The 18,183-nt window shown below is 71.4% G+C and carries 15 protein-coding genes; 9 read left to right on the top strand and 6 right to left on the bottom strand.

The window, feature by feature from the left end:
* Positions 1–201 precede the first annotated feature (201 nt).
* Entirely contained in the window at positions 202–1,110 is a 909-nt protein-coding gene (locus tag O0S08_RS17065) for a Cys-rich lipoprotein (RefSeq protein WP_503827482.1), read from the bottom strand.
* A gap of 160 nt (positions 1,111–1,270) precedes the next feature.
* Between O0S08_RS17065 and O0S08_RS17060 the strand changes: the two genes are divergently transcribed.
* From O0S08_RS17060 to O0S08_RS17045, 4 genes are all read left to right on the top strand, one after another.
* Positions 1,271–2,821 (top strand): sigma-54-dependent Fis family transcriptional regulator, encoded by a 1,551-nt coding sequence (locus O0S08_RS17060; protein WP_269040219.1) that lies wholly within the window; start codon positions 1,271–1,273, stop codon positions 2,819–2,821.
* 182 nt (positions 2,822–3,003) lie between these two features.
* The gene (locus O0S08_RS17055; protein ID WP_269040218.1) at positions 3,004–4,572 is read left to right on the top strand and encodes an SPFH domain-containing protein; all 1,569 of its coding nucleotides are present in this window, start codon (positions 3,004–3,006) and stop codon (positions 4,570–4,572) included.
* Positions 4,573–4,909: 337 nt separating this feature from the next.
* A complete protein-coding gene (locus tag O0S08_RS17050) occupies positions 4,910–5,533 on the top strand; it encodes a hypothetical protein (protein ID WP_269040217.1) in 624 nt (207 codons plus the stop codon).
* On the top strand, positions 5,523–6,539 hold the full coding sequence (locus O0S08_RS17045; protein ID WP_269040216.1) for an amidohydrolase family protein: 1,017 nt from the start codon (positions 5,523–5,525) through the stop codon (positions 6,537–6,539). The genes O0S08_RS17050 and O0S08_RS17045 overlap by 11 nt, the downstream gene beginning before the upstream one ends.
* A 79-nt stretch (positions 6,540–6,618) precedes the next feature.
* Here O0S08_RS17045 and O0S08_RS17040 read toward each other — a convergent pair whose 3' ends face one another.
* Positions 6,619–7,896 (bottom strand): endonuclease/exonuclease/phosphatase family protein, encoded by a 1,278-nt coding sequence (locus O0S08_RS17040; protein WP_269040215.1) that lies wholly within the window; start codon positions 7,894–7,896, stop codon positions 6,619–6,621.
* Positions 7,897–8,053: 157 nt separating this feature from the next.
* Between O0S08_RS17040 and O0S08_RS17035 the strand changes: the two genes are divergently transcribed.
* Positions 8,054–8,971 (top strand): S1 family peptidase, encoded by a 918-nt coding sequence (locus tag O0S08_RS17035; protein WP_269040214.1) that lies wholly within the window; start codon positions 8,054–8,056, stop codon positions 8,969–8,971.
* On the opposite strand, the gene O0S08_RS17030 is transcribed toward O0S08_RS17035, so the two are convergent.
* Positions 8,928–9,653, bottom strand: coding sequence for a hypothetical protein (locus O0S08_RS17030; protein WP_269040213.1), 726 nt, complete (start codon positions 9,651–9,653; stop codon positions 8,928–8,930). The genes O0S08_RS17035 and O0S08_RS17030 overlap by 44 nt on opposite strands.
* Before the next feature lie 190 nt (positions 9,654–9,843).
* Complete coding sequence (locus O0S08_RS17025) at positions 9,844–11,784, bottom strand: YgiQ family radical SAM protein (RefSeq protein WP_269040212.1); 1,941 nt, start codon at positions 11,782–11,784, stop codon at positions 9,844–9,846.
* Between the two features lie 109 nt (positions 11,785–11,893).
* On the opposite strand from O0S08_RS17025, the gene O0S08_RS17020 reads away from it, so the two are divergent.
* Positions 11,894–12,667 (top strand): ABC transporter ATP-binding protein, encoded by a 774-nt coding sequence (locus O0S08_RS17020; protein WP_269040211.1) that lies wholly within the window; start codon positions 11,894–11,896, stop codon positions 12,665–12,667.
* Between the two features lie 208 nt (positions 12,668–12,875).
* On the opposite strand, the gene O0S08_RS17015 is transcribed toward O0S08_RS17020, so the two are convergent.
* Together O0S08_RS17015 and mqnB are read right to left on the bottom strand one after the other, a co-directional pair.
* A complete protein-coding gene (locus tag O0S08_RS17015) occupies positions 12,876–13,694 on the bottom strand; it encodes a 1,4-dihydroxy-6-naphtoate synthase (protein ID WP_269040210.1) in 819 nt (272 codons plus the stop codon).
* On the bottom strand, positions 13,691–14,320 hold the full coding sequence (mqnB, locus tag O0S08_RS17010; protein ID WP_269040209.1) for a futalosine hydrolase: 630 nt from the start codon (positions 14,318–14,320) through the stop codon (positions 13,691–13,693). The genes O0S08_RS17015 and mqnB overlap by 4 nt, the downstream gene beginning before the upstream one ends.
* Positions 14,321–14,635: 315 nt before the next feature.
* Between mqnB and O0S08_RS17005 the strand changes: the two genes are divergently transcribed.
* From O0S08_RS17005 to O0S08_RS16995, 3 genes are read left to right on the top strand one after another with little or no spacing between them, the layout of a single operon-like run.
* Positions 14,636–15,313 carry an HAD family hydrolase gene (locus tag O0S08_RS17005; protein ID WP_269040208.1) on the top strand — a complete coding sequence of 226 codons (678 nt, stop codon included), beginning with the start codon at positions 14,636–14,638 and terminating at the stop codon, positions 15,311–15,313.
* Positions 15,314–15,341: 28 nt separating this feature from the next.
* Complete coding sequence (locus O0S08_RS17000) at positions 15,342–17,027, top strand: SDR family oxidoreductase (RefSeq protein WP_269040207.1); 1,686 nt, start codon at positions 15,342–15,344, stop codon at positions 17,025–17,027.
* A gap of 4 nt (positions 17,028–17,031) precedes the next feature.
* Positions 17,032–18,177, top strand: coding sequence for an SDR family oxidoreductase (locus tag O0S08_RS16995; RefSeq protein ID WP_269040206.1), 1,146 nt, complete (start codon positions 17,032–17,034; stop codon positions 18,175–18,177).
* Positions 18,178–18,183: the final 6 nt, after the last annotated feature.

Below are 18,183 nucleotides of genomic sequence, written 5' to 3'. Positions count from 1 at the left end.
CCTCCCCTTCGTAGCGAGCGCCGCGAGCGATCGACCGTGACGTGGACTCGCTCGCCTGCCGCCACGTCATCGACCATCCGACGCGATCGCTCACGCGCATGCAGAGCTCGCAAGCTCTCCCCACACGCGAGCAGACATCCAGCACGCTCACCGTTCGACGGGGCGACCGCCTTCGCCTGTCGCCCCTGCCTCATCGACCGCTCAACTCGGGATCACGCACACCCCGACGTCTTCCGTGCCGGGCGGTGGGTCGGCGAAGAACGGCACGCAGTCTTCGGACGGAGCGCAGTCGGCGTCGCCGCCGGACACCGAGCAGTAGGGCGTGCAGCAGCCCGTCGCGCCGACGCAGCCTTCGACCGTATCGGCGGCCTGGCAGCTGAAGCCGGCGAGGCAGGCGTTGGTGAACTCGCACGGCGAGTCGTCGTCGCCGGGGTTCTCGCCGGTGTCGGGCGCGAAGCAGATGAAGCCGCCGAACGACGGGTCGCCGTAGCAGCCTTGCATGTCTTCGCAGTCCTGCAGCAGTGGGTCACAGGACTTCAGGCAGATCGGCAGCACGCCTTCGTTGGCCGACTCGAGGCAGAGTTCACCCTCGCCGCAGACGTTGCCTTCGCCGCAGTACGCAGTGCAGGTCCCGCCCAGACCGGTGGAGAAGTCGAAGTTGAGGCAGATCGTCCCCTTCGAGCAGTTGTCGAGGCCGCTGAACACCGACTCGCCCATGTCGATGTTGCACGGGTCGCCGACCGCCCCGCCGTTCATCGGCTCCGGGACGCACTTGTTGGCGTCCCAGTAGTTCATCGCCATCGAGTCGTAGGCGACGCACTTCTGGCCTTCGGGACAGTCCTGGATCTTCGGGTTGCACATGTTCATGTTGCCCCCGGTCTCGGGCGTGGTCGTCGGGTCGGTGGTGGCCTCGGTGCCGATGCTGGGCTCCGTGCCGACCCCGGTGCTGGTGCCGGACTCGGTGGCGGTCTCGGTGCCCGCGGTCGTCGGCTCCGAGGTCGGCGTGGTCTCGGTCTCTTTCCCCATCCCGTCGTCGCCGCAACCCGCGATCAGCAGCGCGCCGACGAGCGCGCTCATTCCCAGCACCTTCGCGCTTCCCAACTTCATCATGGCGATTTTATCGCGAACGGCCCGCGCGGACGTCAACGCCTGCATCCGCGCCGCGCTGCTCCATATGCCGACCAGCGCGGCTCCAGCGCTGTTTGCTCCGCGGCGCGGGAGCGCACGCATCGGTTTGAGTCACCGTCTCATTCTGATACACTCGGCGAGAATGGAGCCAGGAGCCCGCAAGAAGCCCGCGAAGCCGACGACCGGGGACGCATCGCCGCGACGCACGCGGGTCGACCGTGACAGCGTGCTGGTCGCGCTCGGCGAGCTGGTGCGCCGCGAGGTCGACCTCGACGCCTTGCTCGCGCAGGTCATCGACACCGTCACGCGGGCGATGGACGCCGATCGCGGCACCTTCTATCTGGTCGACCGCGCCCGCGGCGAGCTGTTCAGCAAGGCCGCGCACTTGCCGGAGCTGCGCGAGATCCGGCTCAAGGTGGGCCAGGGCATCGCCGGGCACGTCGCGCGCACCGGCGAGGCGATCAACCTCTCGCACACCGAGGGCGACCCGCGCTTCTACGGCGCCATCGATCGCGCCACCAACTACGCCACGCGCTCGATGCTGTGCGTCCCGGTCCTCGATCGCGCCGGCGAGATCCTCGGCGTCCTCCAGCTCCTCAACAAGAAGGGCGCCGCCTTCGACGACGACGACGAGGCCCTGCTGCGCGCGCTCGCCAGCCAGGTCGCCATGTTGGTCGAGAGCACCAGTCTTTACGGCCAGCTGCGGGCCCCCACCGGCGGGCCGCTGCGCTATCGCTTCAACGGCGTGGTCGGCGGCGGCGCGCGGATGAGACGCGTCTACGATCTCGTGACACGCGCGGCGGGCACCGACGCGACCGTCCTCATCACCGGCGAGACCGGCACCGGCAAGGGGCTGATCGCGCGGGCGATCCACTACAACAGCCCGCGCGCCGGGCGGCCCTTCGTCGCCGTCGATTGCGCCTCGCTGCCCGCCACCTTGATCGAAAACGAGCTCTTCGGCCACGAGCGCGGCGCGTACACCGGGGCCGACCAGCGCAGCGTCGGCAAGTTCGAGGCGGCCGACGGCGGCACAGTCTTCCTCGACGAGCTCGGCGAGGTCCCGCTCACGCTCCAGAGCAAGCTGCTGCGCGTGCTGCAGGACCGCGAGTTCGAGCGGGTCGGCGGGCGCAAGACCCTCAAGGTCGACGTCCGGATCCTCGCCGCCACCAACCGCAACCTCGAGGACATGGTCGCGCGCCAGCGCTTCCGCGAGGACCTCTACTACCGCCTCCGCGTGCTCTCGCTGGCCATGCCGCCGCTGCGCGAGCGCGGCCCCGAGGACCTCGAGCAGCTCGCCTACCACTTCCTCGCCGGCTTCGCCCAGCGCCACAACAAGCCGGTCGTGCGCTTAGCCCCGGCCGCGCTCGCGCGGCTGCACGCGCACAGCTGGCCCGGTAACATCCGCGAGCTCGAGAACTGCATCGAGGGCGCGGTCGTCCTCAGCGCCGGCGACGCGATCGAGGCCGCCGACCTGCCCTTGCCTGCCGACTCGCGCGAGCCCCCGCCCGCGGGCCGCAAGGCCGGCCGCGGCGGCGCCGATCTCGCCCGGCTGTCGTGGAACGAGATGGAGAAGCTCTACATCGAGTCCGTGCTGGCCGCCCACGACGGCAACCGCAGCGGCGCCGCGCGGGCCATGGGCATCGGCCGCGCCACCCTCCTGCGCAAGATCAAGGCCCTCAAGATCCGCGCGTGACCCCGCCCGCGCGACCCGTTCGCTGCAGGTGCCTCGGAACGATCCACCTGCCTCTTTTTGATACACCGCCGCGTCCGTCGCGAGCGCGCCATCCACCGTTCACCCGCGCGACGCCGCCGCCGCGAGCCCGTCACGGCGCCTGGCACGCCGGCTGCTAAGGGGTCTCGCGCAGGAGTCGAACGATGACAACCAAGCCCGCCCCCACCACGCCCGCCCCCACCGACAACACCTGGCGCCAGGGCAAGCCCGTGGAGGACCCCGAGAAGATGAAGCGCTGGGGCTTCATCACCGCCAAGCCCAGCGAGTACCTGATCCACGTCCGCCGCGGGCGGATCCGCCGCGCCAGCACCGGTCAGGGCGCGAGCTGCTTCAAGTGGCCGTGGGACAGCGTCGCCGTCATCCCGACCACCATCAACCGCCTGCAGTTCACCGCCGACCAGGTCACCCTGGAGAAGGTCGGCGTGCAGATCACCGGGCTCGCCGTCTACCGGATCGCCGAGCCCGAGCTGACCTTCCGCATGCTCAACTTCTCGTACAGCGAGCGGGCGCAGGAGAAGCTCGGCGAGATCCTCACCGAGATGTTCGTCGGCGCCACCCGCCGCCTGGTCGCCAACCTGCGCGTCGAGGACGCCATGACCCGCCGCAAGGAGTCGATCGCGCGCGAGCTCATGTCCGAGCTGGTGCCGATCGTCGAGGGCCGCGGCCGCACCGACGACACCACCGCCACCGGCTGGGGCGTCATCATCGACACCGTCGAGATCCAGAACGTGCAGATCCTGTCGGACACCGTCTTCCAGGACATGCAGGCCAGGTTCCGCGCCGAGCTGGCGCTGCGGGCCCGCATGGCCGAGATGGAGAGCGCCCGCGAGATCGCCACGCTCGAGGCCACCTCGGCCCGCCAGATCGAGGAGGCCAAGATCGCCAGCGAGACCGCCACGCGCGAGCTCAAGGCCCAGGCCGAGAGCCGCACCATCCAGATCGAGCTGGCCGAGACCGCCAAGCGCGAGGAGCTCGCCGCGCGGGCCGCCGAGGAGCAGCGCGTGCGCGATCAGGTGCGGGCGTTCGCCGAGCTCAAGGCCGCCACCGAGCTCGCCGAGGACAGGGCCGCGCGCGAGCAGGCGCGGGCGATCGCCGAGCTCAAGTCCGCCACCGAGCTCGCCGAGGAGCGAGGTGCCCGCGAGCAGGCGCGCCAGCTCGGCGAGCTGCGCGCCAGGACCCAGCTCGAGCAGGAGAAGGCCGCCCAGGCCGAGGCAGTGCGGCTGGCCCAGCTCGCGCGCGAGCGCAAGTACGCCGAGGCCGAGCGTCAGCTGCTCGAGGTCAAGCACGCCACCCAGCAGCGGGAGGTCGAGCTCGGCGCGCAGCTGGCGATGCAGCGCAACAAGGCCAACACCGAGCTGAAGGACCTCGAGAGCGCCGCCGCCGCGCGGCTCAAGGAGCGCGAGCTGCAGCTCGAGCGCCTGGCCGGCGAGGTGCGGGCCGCCGTCGCCCGGGCCGCCCGCGAGGTCGACAACCTCGTCTCGGACGACCGGATTCGCATGGCCCTGGTCGAGACCGGCCTGCCCGCGATCGCCGGCGCGTTCGCGCAGAAGTTCGGCGAGGTCAAGATCACCGCGTTCGGCGACGGCGCCGACCCCTCGGCGATGGTCGCTCGCGGGATCGGCGAGGTCCTGTCCCTCGCCCGCAAGGTCGGCACCGACCTGCTCGCCCCGCCGGCCGCGCCTGTCCCTTCGGACAGCCAGGCCGAGCGCTGAGGCCCGACGACCGGGCCGCCGACGGTGGCCCCGGCGCCGCGCCTCGCCGCGGCGAGACACCTGTCCCTTCAGACATCTCATGCGCCGCGGCGCTGTTCGCTACCGCGTAGCCTGTCCTTTCGGACATCACGCGCCCGCAGCCGCGCCCGCCTCGATCGCCTGTCCGATCGGACATCTGCCTCTCCACGCGCCCCGGGCGGCGCCTGCGCGGCCCCGAGCGGCTCGCCCGGCTCCTTCCTCGCCGCGCCTGCGACCGTCGCCTCTCCTCGGCCCGCGCCACCGCGCCGCGTTGCTCCTCCCGCTCCGCGGCGCACGTTTGCAGCGCCCTGGAGCACCGATGACGACGCCAGCCACCACCGCTCTCGCCGGAGCGCGATCGACCTGTCTCTTTCACCAGGTCGTCGTCGCCTCCGCGCTCGCCGCCTGCGACCTCCCGCCCGACGGTACGCCCGACACCACCGGCACCTCGACCACCGGCGCCGACGCCTGCCCGCTCAACGACGCCTGGGAGCCCAACGACGACCCCGACGACCCGACCGACGTCGCCTGGACCGGCGTCGACCAGTGGTCGGCCTACCACGAGGTCTCGGACGCCTACCTCTGCCCCGGCGAGGACGACTGGTACCGCTTCGACGTCGCCCACCTCGGCTACAGCGTCCACTACCTCCACGTGCGCGCCCTGGTGAAGGACGCCGGCCTGTGCGGCGCCGCCTGCGGTGAGCCGGTGATCGCCGCCGGTCCCGAGAACGAGATGACGGTCGAGGTCTACCGCGCCGACACCCGCGAGCTGCTGATCGCCCAGACCGCCGACGGCGGCGTGCTCGCGTTCGACGGGTACGGCGACGACTACGCCGGCACCTTGCTGATCCGCGTGCACAGCGACACCCCGGACGCCCAGTACCCGTACCGCCTGCTCGTCGACATGCGCAACTACGAAGGCGAGGACGAGTGTGAGTGCTGACGCCTCGCCGCGGCGCCGCGCGGTCGCCCTGCTCGCCGGCCTCGCGGTCGCCTGCGGCGTCCCCACGCCGACCGGGACCACCGGCATCGACGACGACCCCGCCGCGCGCGACCGCGTCGACATCCACGTCCACCTCGTCGGCGGCGCCGTCGACGAGTTGCTGGCCGCGCTCGACCGCCGCGCGATCGCGGCCGCCGTCGTGATCGCCTCCCCGCACCTCGATCCGGCGCGGGGCCCGGCGCCCGGCGACGACGCCCGCCTGCACGGCTGGCGCGAGGCCAACGACGACTTGCTCGCGGCCACCGCCGACCACCGCGATCGCCTGTTCCCGTTCGTCGCAGTCGAGCCGGCCGAGGTCGACATCGCCGAGCTCGAGCGGTGGTTTCACCGCGGGGCTCGCGGCGTCAAGCTCTACTTCGGCCACCAGAAGCTGCACGCCCGCCCGCTCGACGATCCGGCCCACGCCTCGCTGTTCGAGTGGCTCGAGCAGCGCTCGGTGCCCGTGCTCGCCCACGTCAACACAGTCCGCTACCGCGACGAACTGGCGCGGGTGCTGCGGGCCCACCCGCGGCTCGAGCTGGTCTGCGCCCACCTGTGCGGCAGCCGCACCGACCTCGATCGCCTCGCCGGCCTCCTGCGCGAGTTCCCGCGGCTGCGCGTCGACACCAGCCACGGCGCCGGCCTGCCCGGCGTCGACGGCTTCACCGCCATCGAGGAGGACCGCGACCGCCTGCGCGCCCTCATCGAGGTCCAGCCCGAGCGGTTCCTGTTCGGCTCCGACCTCGTCACCGCGCGCGGCCCGGCCGGCGACGTCGACTGGGACCTCCAGCTCGCCGCCAACCTCGGCCTGCTCGAGCGCGAGCGGTTCGAGTTCTGGCGCCACGCCGCGCGGATCGGCGCGCTCACCCCCGGCGTGTACCACGGCCTCGCGCTCGCCGAGCCCGCGGTCTCCCGCGTGCTCGGCGGCAACGCCCGCGCCTGGCTCGGCGCCTACCGCCCTCAGTGATCTTCAGGACATGCCCGAGAGGTCATGCTCGATCGGGCATGCCCGCTCCTACATGCCCATAAGGCCATGTGGCCACCGCTCACTCGTCGGACTCCTCGGGCGGGTCCGGTTCGCCCTCCGCCCCGAGCTCGAGGTCGACGAGGATCGGGTTGTGGTCGGACACCAGCTTGCCGGCGGCGACCGGGCGCTCGATCACCTGCGGCTCGCGCGGGCGCAGGCCCTTGCCCGCGAACCAATCGACGCGCAGCGGCACCCGCCCGCCCCACGGCGCCAGCCGCCGCTCGAGGTACGTCCACATCACCCGGCGCATCGCCTTCGGCATGTAGTCGAGCGCCTTGCGGAAGATCTCGGGGTCGTAGATGTCGTAGTAGATGGTCCCGCGGGTGAAGTCATTGAAGCCGTCGATCTCGAACCCGCCGTCGCGCATCGCCGCGAACACTGCGCGCTCGAAGTGCTCCTCGGGCTTCATGTACTGGGCCGCCATCCCCTCGATGCCGAAGCGCGTCAGCTTGTAGAAGAAGTTGTAGGCCAGGCCGCGGCCGCTGCTGAGGTCGTACGTGTTGGTGTTGAGGTCGCCGCCGAGGAGCATGCGCTCGCCGCCGAACTCGCGCAGGCGGGCGACGATCTCGCGGATGTGGCGGGCCCGGTCGCGCGGCCCGGCGAACGGGTCGAGGTGGACCAGCGCCACCGTCAGCGGCCCGTCTGGCAGCAGCAGCTCGCACAGCAGCGCGCGCTTGTTGCCGATCCGCTTCTCGGTCGCGTGGAACTTGTCGCGCCGCTCGTGCAGCTCGACCGCCTCGAAGCGGAGCACCGGGAAGCGGGTCAGCAGGGCGCAGCCGTGCATCGCCTTGGTGTTGGGCACCCCGTGGCCGCGCTCGCCGCGATCGCCCTCGACCAGGACGATGTGATAGTTGGCGAACACGTAGCCCATGCCGAGCGCGTGGGCGAGCTCCTTCGGCACGTTGCGGTTGCCGGAGCGGCCCATGCCGATGTCGACCTCGGTCAGCAGCAAGAGATCGGCGGCCGAGAGCTCTGGGTCGGACGTCAGGAGCGTGTGGAGCCCCTCGAAGCGCTTGCCGCGCTCCACGTTCCACGCGACCGCGCGGACGATCCCCGGACGTCGCGGCGCCAGCGAGTGGCCGAGCGTCGGCTCGAGATCCCACTCGAAGCCGCGGAGGACTCGCTCCAGCTGCGGACGGATCGTGCGGAACACCGGGTCTCGCTCCAGGCGCCGGCGCGTGCGGATCCGGGCGATGTGGGCCAGCGCGTCGGTGAAGTCGTGGTCGAGCTGCGAGCGGAGCGGGAGCGGACCTGGCTCCGAGACCAGGTTAGGATAAGCGAAGAGATTCGTCGGCACGCGCCTCCCCGGGTCGGACTGGCGATCGGTACCAGATCGCCGGGGCGCTGTCCCGGTCTGCGCCCGCGCGCCCGGGCAATTTCGATCCACGCCCAGGCCGCGCAGTACGCGGGCCGGATCGCCGTGGATCGTCGGCAACCCGGGTTATTCTAGTCGCATGTTGCAGCTCGGCCTCGCCGCCCTCCTCGCCTCGCCGCTCCCGTGGTCCGCGCCCGCGCCCGCGCCCGCGCCGATCTACGGCGGCGAATTGGTCGAGCCGGGCTCGTGGCCGAGCGCAGTGGCGATCCTCATCGGCGAGACCATGTGCACGGGGACGCTCGTCAGCCCCACCATCGTCCTGACCGCCGCGCACTGCCTCGACGACAACCCCTCGCCCGCGGTCATGCACGTCGTCGTCGGCGACGACGTTTGGACCGAATTCCAGCAGGTCGTCGCCGTCGCCGAGCACGGCTCGCACCCCGACTTCTGCGGCACCGACACCAGCGTGTGCAAGGTCGACATCTGGGACTACGGCTACGTCGTGCTCGAGGAGCCGCTCGTCGGCGTCGAGCCGACGCGACCGATCAGCGGCCAGGCCGAGTGGGACGAGGCGATGTACATCGGCGCCCCGATCACCGTGGTCGGCTTCGGCGACGACGAGAAGAACCTCAACGGCTTCAAGCGCGAGGTCGAGATCGAGATCGTGCGCTTCAGCCCGAGCGGCCTCGAGTTCCAGGCCGGCGGCGAGGGCCACGACTCGTGCCAGGGCGACTCGGGCGGCCCGGCGTTCGTCACCCTTTCGGGCGGCGAGATCAGGCTCGCGGGCATCACCTCGCGCGGCTACACGTGCGGCAAGGGCGGCTTCTACGCCATCCCTTACGCCGCCCTGTGCTGGCTGAACCAAGAGACAGGTGTCGACCTGCGCACCGACGCGTGCGAGGCGTGCGACTGCCTGGTGACCGAGCCGAAGAAGGACGAGGGCTGCGACTGCGCCGCGGGCGGCGACGCCGGCGGCCCGCTCGGCCTGGTCGTGCTGACGGCGCTGGCCGGGCTCAGAAGACCTGGGCGCCGACGATCACGTACGTCTCGGCCTTGAGCACCTCGAGCAGCCGGCCGCTGATCGCCTCGGCGTCGAAGTCGGAGAAGTCGACGCCGCGGAAGAACGCGTCGTAGGTCTTGGCGACCGTGAGCGCCCTGCCGCCGGGCTCCTTGCCCGTGATCCGGAACGGTCGACCGTCGTCGGCCTTGCTGAGGTCGAGCTCGACGATGCTGGTCTGACTGGTCTGGAACTTCCAGTTGGCGCCCTCTTTGGCGCCGGTCGGGTCGGCCGCGGTGCCGGCGAGGTAGACCGTCAAGCCCTCGACCGACGCGTGGCCGTGGACCTGGAACGGCGTGTCGAACGCCTGCTCGGCCAGCGACGACTGGTAGCGGCCGTACTCGACGCGCAGCTTGCAATATGTCCCTTCGGGCAGCTCGACCGCCGCGAAGTCGACGAGGTCCTGATCCTGCGCCAGCTGGTACTCGGGGAACGGCCCGTACGGCAGCTCGAAGTCGAAGCTCTCGCCGGCGCACGACTCGACCTGCGCCGCGGTCATCACAATCACGCCCTCGGCCAGGTTGATCTCCCAGCCCTTGTCATTGACGAACACGCGGGCGGCGTCGGCCTCGCCGTAGTTCGGCAGGACGCCGTTCCCGTCGCGCGTCCCGTGGTGCGAAATAGCCAGCGAGACCTTCGTCTTCGGCTCGAGCAGCGCCTCACACCCGGACAGGCTCGACATCACAGTGACAGCCGCCAACACTCGCGTCGCGCTCCGCATCATCGTCATAAGTTGGGGCATCTTACTCACAGTCGGCTGTGACGCGGAACTACCGTCCTCGCCGGAGCCCGTGCGCTAGCGTGGTGGTGCGGGCGAACCTGCTCCGGCGACGTCGGCGCTGTCTCCGGCGTCCACCGGCGCGGCTACCGGTTCACGGACCGGCGGCCCCGAGCCCGCGCCGCGCCCGCCTGGCGCCGGGGACAGGCGACGCGCCTGGTGTACGCGTCGCTCCTCCCTCCGGCGGCACCAGACACGACGGCCCGTGACCGATCAGCGCAGCGCGACCGGCTCGCCGCAGCGCCTCGCGAGCGAGGTGGTGCTGCGCCGGATCCCAATAAAGTAGTAGCGACTTCTGCAGCTTCTTCTCGCGCAGCTCCTTGGCCGTGTAGACCGGCTGGCGCGTGAACGGATCGCGACCCGTGTAGTACATGCAGGTCGCCATGCTCATCGGCGTGGGGATGAAGTCCTGCACCTGTCTGGGCCGCACGCCTCGCGCCTTCAGCCACAGCGCGAGATCGACCATGTCGTCGAGCGTGCTGCCCGGGTGCCCTGAAATGAAGTACGGCACCAGATGCTGATCCTTGCCGGCCGCCTCGCTCGCGCACATGAACTGCTCGGCGAAGCGCTCGTAGCTGGCGACGCCGGGCTTCTTCATTTTGGCGAGCACCTCGTCCTTCACGTGCTCGGGAGCCACGGACAATTGTCCGCCGGTATGGTGCGTGGCGAGCTCGCGGATGAACGCCGGAGATCGTTCTGCCAGGTCGTAGCGGACGCCCGACGCGATGAACACACGGCGCACCCCTTCGGCCTTGCGCACCTTCTTCAGCAGGTCGACGAGCGGCCCGTGATCGGTGTCGAGGTTCTCGCACACGCCCGGGTGCACGCACGACAGCTTGCGGCACGCGCTCTCGATCTGCTCGCTCTTGCAGCGCATGCGGTACATGTTGGCCGTCGGCCCGCCGACGTCCGAGATCACCCCGCGGAAGTCGTCCATGCGGCGCAGCGCCCGGATCTCCCGCAGCACGCTCTCGGCCGAGCGCGACTGGATGATGCGGCCCTCGTGCTCGGTGATCGAGCAGAACGTGCAGCCGCCGAAGCAGCCGCGCATCGTCACGATCGAGTGCTTGACCGTCTCGAACGCCGGGATCTTGCTGCCCGCGTACGTCCAGTGCGGCCGCCGCACGAACGGCAGGTCGTAGAGCGCGTCCATGTCGCGCATGTCGAGCGGGTGCGCCGGCGGGTTGCAGTACAGCGCCCGATCGCCGTGCGGCTGGATCAGCGGCCGCCCGTTGCCCGGGTTGGTCTCGTGCTGGAACGCCCGCGACATCTCGAGGAACGCGTCCCGGTCGGCGCTCACCGCCTCGAAGCTCGGCAGGTGCAGCGGCTGCCCGTCGCGCACGTAACGGCTCTTCGGCAGGTGCTCCCACTGGCCCTTGGGCAGCATCACCGCGGTGCCGCGGACGTCGCGGATCGTGCCGATGTCTTCGCCGGCCTTGAGCCGCTGCGCGACCTCCCACACCGGCCGCTCGCCCATGCCGAAGATCAGCAGGTCGGCCTTGCTGTCGACCAGCACGCTGCGGCGCACCTGGTCGCTCCAGTAGTCGTAGTGGGCGATCCGCCGCAGGCTCGCCTCGATGCCGCCGAGCACCACGGGCAGCCCCGGGAACGCCTGCCGGGCCAGGTTCGAGTAGACGATGCTGGCGCGGTTCGGCCGCTGCTCGAGCGCGCCGTCGGGCGAGTACTGGTCCTCGCCGCGGATCTTCTTCTGCGCCGTCAGCTTGTTGAGCATCGAGTCGAGGTTGCCGGCGGTGATGCCGACGAACAGCCGCGGCCGACCCAATCGCGAGATGTCCTTCGGGTCATCCCAGCGCGGCTGCGCGATCATCCCGACCCGCAGCCCGCGGCCCTCGAGGAAGCGGCCGATCAGCGCCCCGCCGAACGCCGGGTGGTCGACGTAGGCGTCGCCGTTGATGAGGAGCACGTCGAGCTCCTCCCAGCCGCGCGCGTCCATCTCTTCGCGGGTCATCGGCAGGAACGCCCGCAGGTCCCGCGGCGGCGCCGTCTTGCTGGCCCTGAGCTGGACGAGCGACATCCCGCGAACACTAGTCGATCCGGCGCCGGCGCGCCCGTGCCCGCGCGTGCGCCACCTCTTGCCTGCGGGCTTGCCCGGCCCCCCCGCCTCCCTCCTATTAATGCCGGACATGACCGAGGCCCCCGCCCTCGCCGCTCGCGGCCTGACTCACCGGCTCGCCGATCGGGTCCTCTACGAGGCCCTCGACCTCGACCTCCGCCGCGGACGGATCTGCGTGGTCGCCGGGCCCAACGGCGCCGGCAAGTCGACCCTCCTGCGCGCCCTCGCCGGCCTCGACCGTCCGCAGGCCGGCCACGTCGAGCTGCTCGGCGACCGCCTCGCCGACCTCTCTCCGGCCGCGCGCGCCCGCCGGCTGGCTTATTTGCCGCAGCACTGCCCCGTCGAAGCCGACCTCCACGTGCATGAGGTCGTCCTCCTCGGCCGCCTGCCGAACTTGCCGCGCTTCGGCCCGCCGCGCGCCGCCGACGCCGACGCCGCGACCGCCGCCCTCGCCCGCCTCGGCCTCGCCGCCTTCGCCGACCGACCGATCGGCCAGCTCAGCGGCGGCGAGCGCCAGCGCGTCATGCTCGCGCGCATGCTCGCGGCCGAGGCCGCCGTCGTCATCCTCGACGAGCCGGCCGCCGGCCTCGACATCGGCCACGCCCTCGGCCTCTACCGCCACCTGCGGGCCCTCGCCGGCGAAGGCGTGGCCGTCCTCGTCGCCGAGCACGACCTCGACCTCGCCCGCCGCCACGCCGACGACGCCGTCCTGCTGGCCGCCGGCCGCGCCCGCGTCGGCCCCTGCCCCGACGTCTTCAGCCCCGCCCACCTCGGCGCCGCCTTCGGCGTGCTCGCGCAGGAGCGAGACGGCCGCCTCTTCTTCGAGGCGCTGCCCGCGCCCTGACGCCCGAGTTTCGCCGGCATGCGTCCGAAAGGACATGCCCGAACCGACATGCCCTGATAGACAGGGCCTCATGAGCATGTCTCGATGGACATGCTCTCACGAACACCTCACCGCGCCGCCCCCATCCCCGGCGCCCGGTCGTGCCTCGTCGCCGGTCCGCGCTCCAGACGCGACAGCGACCCGCCTCACCCGCCGCTCCGCGGGCGCCTCAGCGCGGCAACAGCCCCGCGGCCTGCCCGCGCGCCCGCAGCTCGGCCAGAGCGGCCGCCCCCTCCGCGCCCATGTCGCGCGAGAACTCGTTGACATACAGGGCGATGTGCTGGCGGCACACGTCGTCGCTCAGCTCCTGCGCGTGCGCCTTCACGAACGGCCAGGCCGCGGCCGGATCGGCCTCCGCCGCCGCGATCGAGCGGGCGATCCCCTCCTCCACCGCGCGCACCTGCCCGGCCGGCAGCGAGCGGTGGGCCGCGATCACCCCGAGCGGCAGCGGCAGCCCCGTCGCGGCCTCCCACACCTCGCCGAGGTCCGCCACCTGCTCGAGCCCGTGGTCGCGGAACACGAACCGCGCCTCGTGGATCACCAGCCCCGCGTCGACCTCGCCGGCCGCCACCGCCGGCATGATGCGATCGAAGCGCATCGGCACCACGGTCACCGACGCCGGCGCGAAGCAGCGGAGCAGCAGGTGCGCCGTCGTGTAGGCCCCGGGGATGGCGATCTTCCGCCCCGCCAGGGCCGCCAGCTCCGTCGCCGCGCGCGCGACCACCAGCGGCCCGCAGCCGCGGCCCAGCGCCGCACCTGTCCGCAAGACCATGTAGTCGCGCTCGACCCAGAACAGCCCGTGCGCGCTCAGCTTCGTCACCGGCAGCGGCGCCTCGCCGGCCAGCGCGCGCTCGTTGAGCGCCTCGATGTCGGCCAGCCACGGCAGCGGCCGCAGCCCCGCCACGAACTCCGGCACGCGCACCATCGCGTCGAACATCCACGTGTCGTTCGGACACGGCGAGAACCCGATCGGCAGCGGCTCGCTCATTCGCTCCCCCAGTCCGCGGCCTGCAGTCGCAGCAGCGCCGCCTGCACCCCGGCCACCGCGCGCGGCAGGTCCCACCCGCCCGCAGCGCGCCGGCCGGTTCGATTGCTCACGCACCGCAGCTGCACCCACGGCACCCCGGCGGCCCGGCAGGCCCACGCCACGGCCGCCCCCTCCATCGTCTCGACCGTGGCCCCCGTGCCGCTGGCCAGCTCACGCGAGCGCGCGTCGGTCCCGCTGCAGCTGCTGACGGTCGCCCCGCGCACCACCGGCACCGCGAGCACCCGCGCCGCCGCGGCCGTGCGCCCCGCGTCGGCCTCGAACGGCCCGTTGGACCCCAGGCCCAGCTGCGACAGCGGCAGGAACCCGTCGTCGACCGCGACCCCCTCGTCGGCCAGCCACTCGTCGCCGACCAGGCACACGTCGCCGACGTCGAGCCTGGCCCCCGGGCCATGTCCTTCGGGATAGGCGCCGCAGACCCCGAACAGCAGCACCCACGCCGGCCGCCGCTCGTGCAGCGCCCGCGTCATGCTCACCGCCGCCGCCACCTTGCCGACGCCCAGGCGCAGCGCCGAGGGCAGCCCGCGGCCCTCGACCTCGGCGGCGCAGACGAGCAGCGGCGCGGTCACGGCCACACGATAGCGCACCTCGACGCGCGTCCCACCGGTGACACCCCGACCAGCCTCACGCCGAAGCAATTTCTTAAACGCGCGAGCAATCGTCGCCGCTAACAACTTACTCGTGCGAGTAAACATCTCGCCCGGTCGCTACCCATCTCGCCAAAGCCCCGCGGACCGGCGCCAGACCCCTCCCGAGCGCCCTCCTGCGAAGCCTCCTGCACGCGTAAACCGGCGTGCGCAGCGGCCTTCGCAGGCATCTTCGCCCCGCCGCGAATGCTTGTAACGCTGGCCTCGGGTGCGCTAACTAGGCCGCGAGCCTGGTCGATGACACAAACCAACACGGCAGCATTCGTCCGCGTCGAAGGCATCTTGCTCGCCCGCGGCGTGCTCAGCGCGGCGGCCTATCTGGCCGGCAACGCCAAGAAGTTCGGCGAGCGGGCGGTCCGCCTCGGCCTCGTCGGTCTGGCCGCCCCGGTCCACCGCTTGCTTGGTCAGACCGACCGCGCGCTGGCCCACCGCCTCGCCCACCTCGCCATCCGCGGCATGAGCCAGGACCGCGTCGAGGTCCTCTGTGAGGAGTACGCCGAGGATGTCCTGAAGGACACGATCCTGGATCAGGGCACGGAGCTGCTCAAGCGGCTGCAGGCCGAGGGCCGGCGGGTCGTGCTGCTGTCCGACAGCATCGAGCCGATCATGAAGCCGCTCGCGCGCCACCTCAAGCACTACGACGAGCTGGTCTACAACAAGATCGAGTTCGAGGACGGCGAGGCCACCGGCAAGCTGCTCGACCCGGTCATCGGCTCGAACGTCGGCGGCCGCTGGCTCGACGACTACGCCGCCGCGCACGACCTCGAGCTGTCGCGCTGCGCCGCCTACGGCGCCCACGGCCCCGACATGCTGCTGCTCTCGCGCGTCGGCAAGCCGTGCGCCGTCAACCCCGACTTCGTCCTGCGCCGCAGCGCCAAGGACGCCGACTGGCCGATCATCGACTACCGCGACTGACCTTGGGGACAGGAACCGGAGGACACCCGTGAACACGCCGCTCTCGATCAAGCACAGCTACGCCGGTCGCCACGTCTTGCTCACCGGGGTCACCGGCTTCCTCGGCAAGGTCTGGCTGGCGATGGTGCTGCAGCACGTGCCGGACGTCGGCAAGGTCTACGTGCTCACCCGCAAGAAGGCGCTGCGCCCGGCCGCCGATCGGTTCGAGCGCCAGGTCCAGACCTCGCCGTGCTTCCGGCCGCTGCACGAGAAGTACGGCGCCGACATGAGCCGCTTCATCAGCGAGCGGATCGAGGTCGTCTCCGGCGACGTCTCGCTGCCCGACATGGGCGTCGACGACCCGGCGGTGCTCGCCCGTCTGCGCCGCGACGTCGACCTCGTGATCAACTGCGCCGGCCTCGTCGACTTCGACCCCGACCTGCGCGACGCCATGACGACCAACGTCGAGGGCGCCCGCAACGCCGCCAACTTCGTCGCCGCCTGCGACAAGGCGGTGCTGCTGCACATCTCGACCTGCTACGTCACCGGCAAGAAGAACGGCCTCATCCCCGAGGTCATCCGCCCCGACCTCTCGCCCGAGGGCGAGCCGTTCGACGTCGAGGCCGAGTGCGCCGAGGTCCAGGCCAGCATCGACGCCATCCTCGCCGAGCACGAGTCGCCCGAGATGGACAAGCGCGCCCACGACGACGCGGTCAAGCAGATCCGCGACAAGGGCGGCGACGAGAACAACGCGATGCTGGTGCGCAACACCGCCCGCCGGATCAAGCGCAACCTCTTGAAGGACGCGATGGTCGCCGAGGGCCAGCGCCGCGCCGGCCGCTGGGGCTTCACCAACATCTACACGTACACCAAGAACATGGCCGAGGCGTGGATCGCCCGCCGCCTCGATCCCGGCCGGTGGAGCATGTTCCGCCCCGCGATCGTCGAGAGCGCCATGAGCTACCCGTTCCCCGGGTGGAACCAGGGCTTCAACACCTGCGGCCCGCTGAGCTACGCGCTCGGCAGCTGGTTCCGCCACCTGCCGTGCAAGCGGGGCAACCCCTTCGACATCATCCCGGTCGACTACGTCTGCCGCGGCATGACCGTCGCCGGCGCCGCGCTGATGCGGGGCGAGCACGCGCCGGTCTACCAGTGCGGCAGCTCGGACCTCAACCTCCTCACCATCGACCGCGCCGTCGAGCTGGTCGCGCTGGCCCACCGCAAGCACCTGCGCACCCGCGGCGACACCACCCTCGACCGGGTCGTCAAGTCGCGCTGGGACGCGATCGCCGTCACGCCCGACCACCCGATGCGGATCGAGAACGTGCGCAAGATGACCGAGTCGGTCGACGAGTGGCTGCGCGACCCGCCGAAGGGCTGGCCCGAGTTCATCCGCCGCCGGCTCACCGACATGGTCGAGCACACCGAGGACGCGCTCGAGGCGATCGACAAGATCGAGCGCATGTGCGAGCTCTACCTGCCGTTCATCCACGACAACTACTTCGCGTTCGTGACCCGCAACCTCCTGCGGCACCCGGTCGTCGAGCCCGAGTGGGACTGCGACCCGCGCAGCATCGACTGGCGCCACTACTGGATCGACGTCCACATCCCCGGCCTGCGCAAGTGGTGCTTCCCGCTGTTCGAGAACAAGACCCCCGAGAGCTACGCCCCGCGCCACCCCTTCCGCCTGCGCTCGCCCGAGGCCGCGCCCGCGCCCCACGCCGAGGTCGTCTGACACCATGGCCATCTTCCTCACCGGAGCCACCGGATACATCGGCTCGTACGTCGCCGCCGGCCTGCTCGACGAGCACCCGAACGAGCGGCTCGCCCTCCTCGTCCGCGCCAAGGACCCGGCCGAGGCCGAGCAGCGGCTGTGGAAGTCCATGCAGCTGCACATGGACTTCCCGCGCTTCCTCGACCTCGTCCGCACCCGCTGCGACCTCTACCTCGGCGACCTGACCTTCCCGGGCCTCGGCCTCGAGGCCGACGCGCGCGAGAAGCTGGTCCGGACCATGGACTCGGTCATCCACTGCGCCGCCTCGCTCAACCGCAAGTCGTCGAAGGCGTGCTTCAACGTCAACCTGCGCGGCACGCTGAGCGTCCTCAAGCTCGCGCGCGACGCCCGGGACCACCACGGCCTGCGCCGCTTCACCGACATCAGCACGGTCGCGGTCGCCGGCGAGCGCAAGGGCGAGGTCGTCACCGAGGACAACACCATCGACTGGGACAAGTCCGACTACGACCCGTACGCGCGGACCAAGAAGTTCTGCGAGCACATGCTGCACGAGCTGCTGCCCGACGTGCAGCAGCTGGTCCTGCGCCCGTCGATCGTGCTCGGCGACAGCCGCTTCCCCGAGACCACCCAGTTCGACATGGTGCGGGCCTTCGTCATGCTCGCCAAGCTGCCGGTGCTGCCGTTCCACCCCGACTGGCGGCTCGACATCGTCCCCGTCGACTACGTCTCCAAGGCGATCGTCACCCTCCACCAGCGCGACAAGCTGGCGCACGACGCCTACAGCCTGAGCTCGGGCACCGCCTCGCTGACCTACCGCCAGGTCGTCGACGCCATGCGCCGCGCCGGCCACCCGGTCAAGCACCGCTTCGTCCCCGGCCTCAACGGCGCCTTCAACCGCGTCGTCGAGACCGCCTCCAACACCCCGCGCAACTGGGGCCTGTCGCTGCCGGCCTCGCTGCTCAAGGTGTTCCTGCCCTACCTCACCTTCGACACCGTGTTCGACAACCGCCGGGTCGTCGACGCCCTCGGCGAGTCGCCGGCGCCGTTCGACCGCTACGCCTACGGCCTCTACCGCTTCGCGGTCGACCACAACTTCAGCTACCCGTACAAGCCCTGGCCCGGCGGCGCCCAGGTGCGGCAGGTAGCCTAGCCCTTC

The organism is Nannocystis punicea (assembly GCF_026965555.1).
Classification (GTDB): Bacteria; Myxococcota_A; Polyangia; order Nannocystales; family Nannocystaceae; genus Nannocystis; species Nannocystis punicea.
This window is presented reverse-complemented; position numbering and strand designations above follow the sequence as displayed.

Bases quoted from the DNA above. Each gene is read 5' to 3' on its own strand.
- O0S08_RS17065 (WP_503827482.1), bottom strand. From the start codon at position 1,110: ATGATGAAGTTGGGAAGCGCGAAGGTGCTGGGAATGAGCGCGCTCGTC.
- O0S08_RS17060 (WP_269040219.1), top strand. From the start codon at position 1,271: ATGGAGCCAGGAGCCCGCAAGAAGCCCGCGAAGCCGACGACCGGGGAC.
- O0S08_RS17055 (WP_269040218.1), top strand. From the start codon at position 3,004: ATGACAACCAAGCCCGCCCCCACCACGCCCGCCCCCACCGACAACACC.
- O0S08_RS17050 (WP_269040217.1), top strand. From the start codon at position 4,910: ATGACGACGCCAGCCACCACCGCTCTCGCCGGAGCGCGATCGACCTGT.
- O0S08_RS17035 (WP_269040214.1), top strand. From the start codon at position 8,054: ATGTTGCAGCTCGGCCTCGCCGCCCTCCTCGCCTCGCCGCTCCCGTGG.
- O0S08_RS17030 (WP_269040213.1), bottom strand. From the start codon at position 9,653: ATGTCGAGCCTGTCCGGGTGTGAGGCGCTGCTCGAGCCGAAGACGAAG.
- O0S08_RS17025 (WP_269040212.1), bottom strand. From the start codon at position 11,784: ATGTCGCTCGTCCAGCTCAGGGCCAGCAAGACGGCGCCGCCGCGGGAC.
- O0S08_RS17020 (WP_269040211.1), top strand. From the start codon at position 11,894: ATGACCGAGGCCCCCGCCCTCGCCGCTCGCGGCCTGACTCACCGGCTC.
- O0S08_RS17015 (WP_269040210.1), bottom strand. From the start codon at position 13,694: ATGAGCGAGCCGCTGCCGATCGGGTTCTCGCCGTGTCCGAACGACACG.
- O0S08_RS17005 (WP_269040208.1), top strand. From the start codon at position 14,636: ATGACACAAACCAACACGGCAGCATTCGTCCGCGTCGAAGGCATCTTG.
- O0S08_RS16995 (WP_269040206.1), top strand. From the start codon at position 17,032: ATGGCCATCTTCCTCACCGGAGCCACCGGATACATCGGCTCGTACGTC.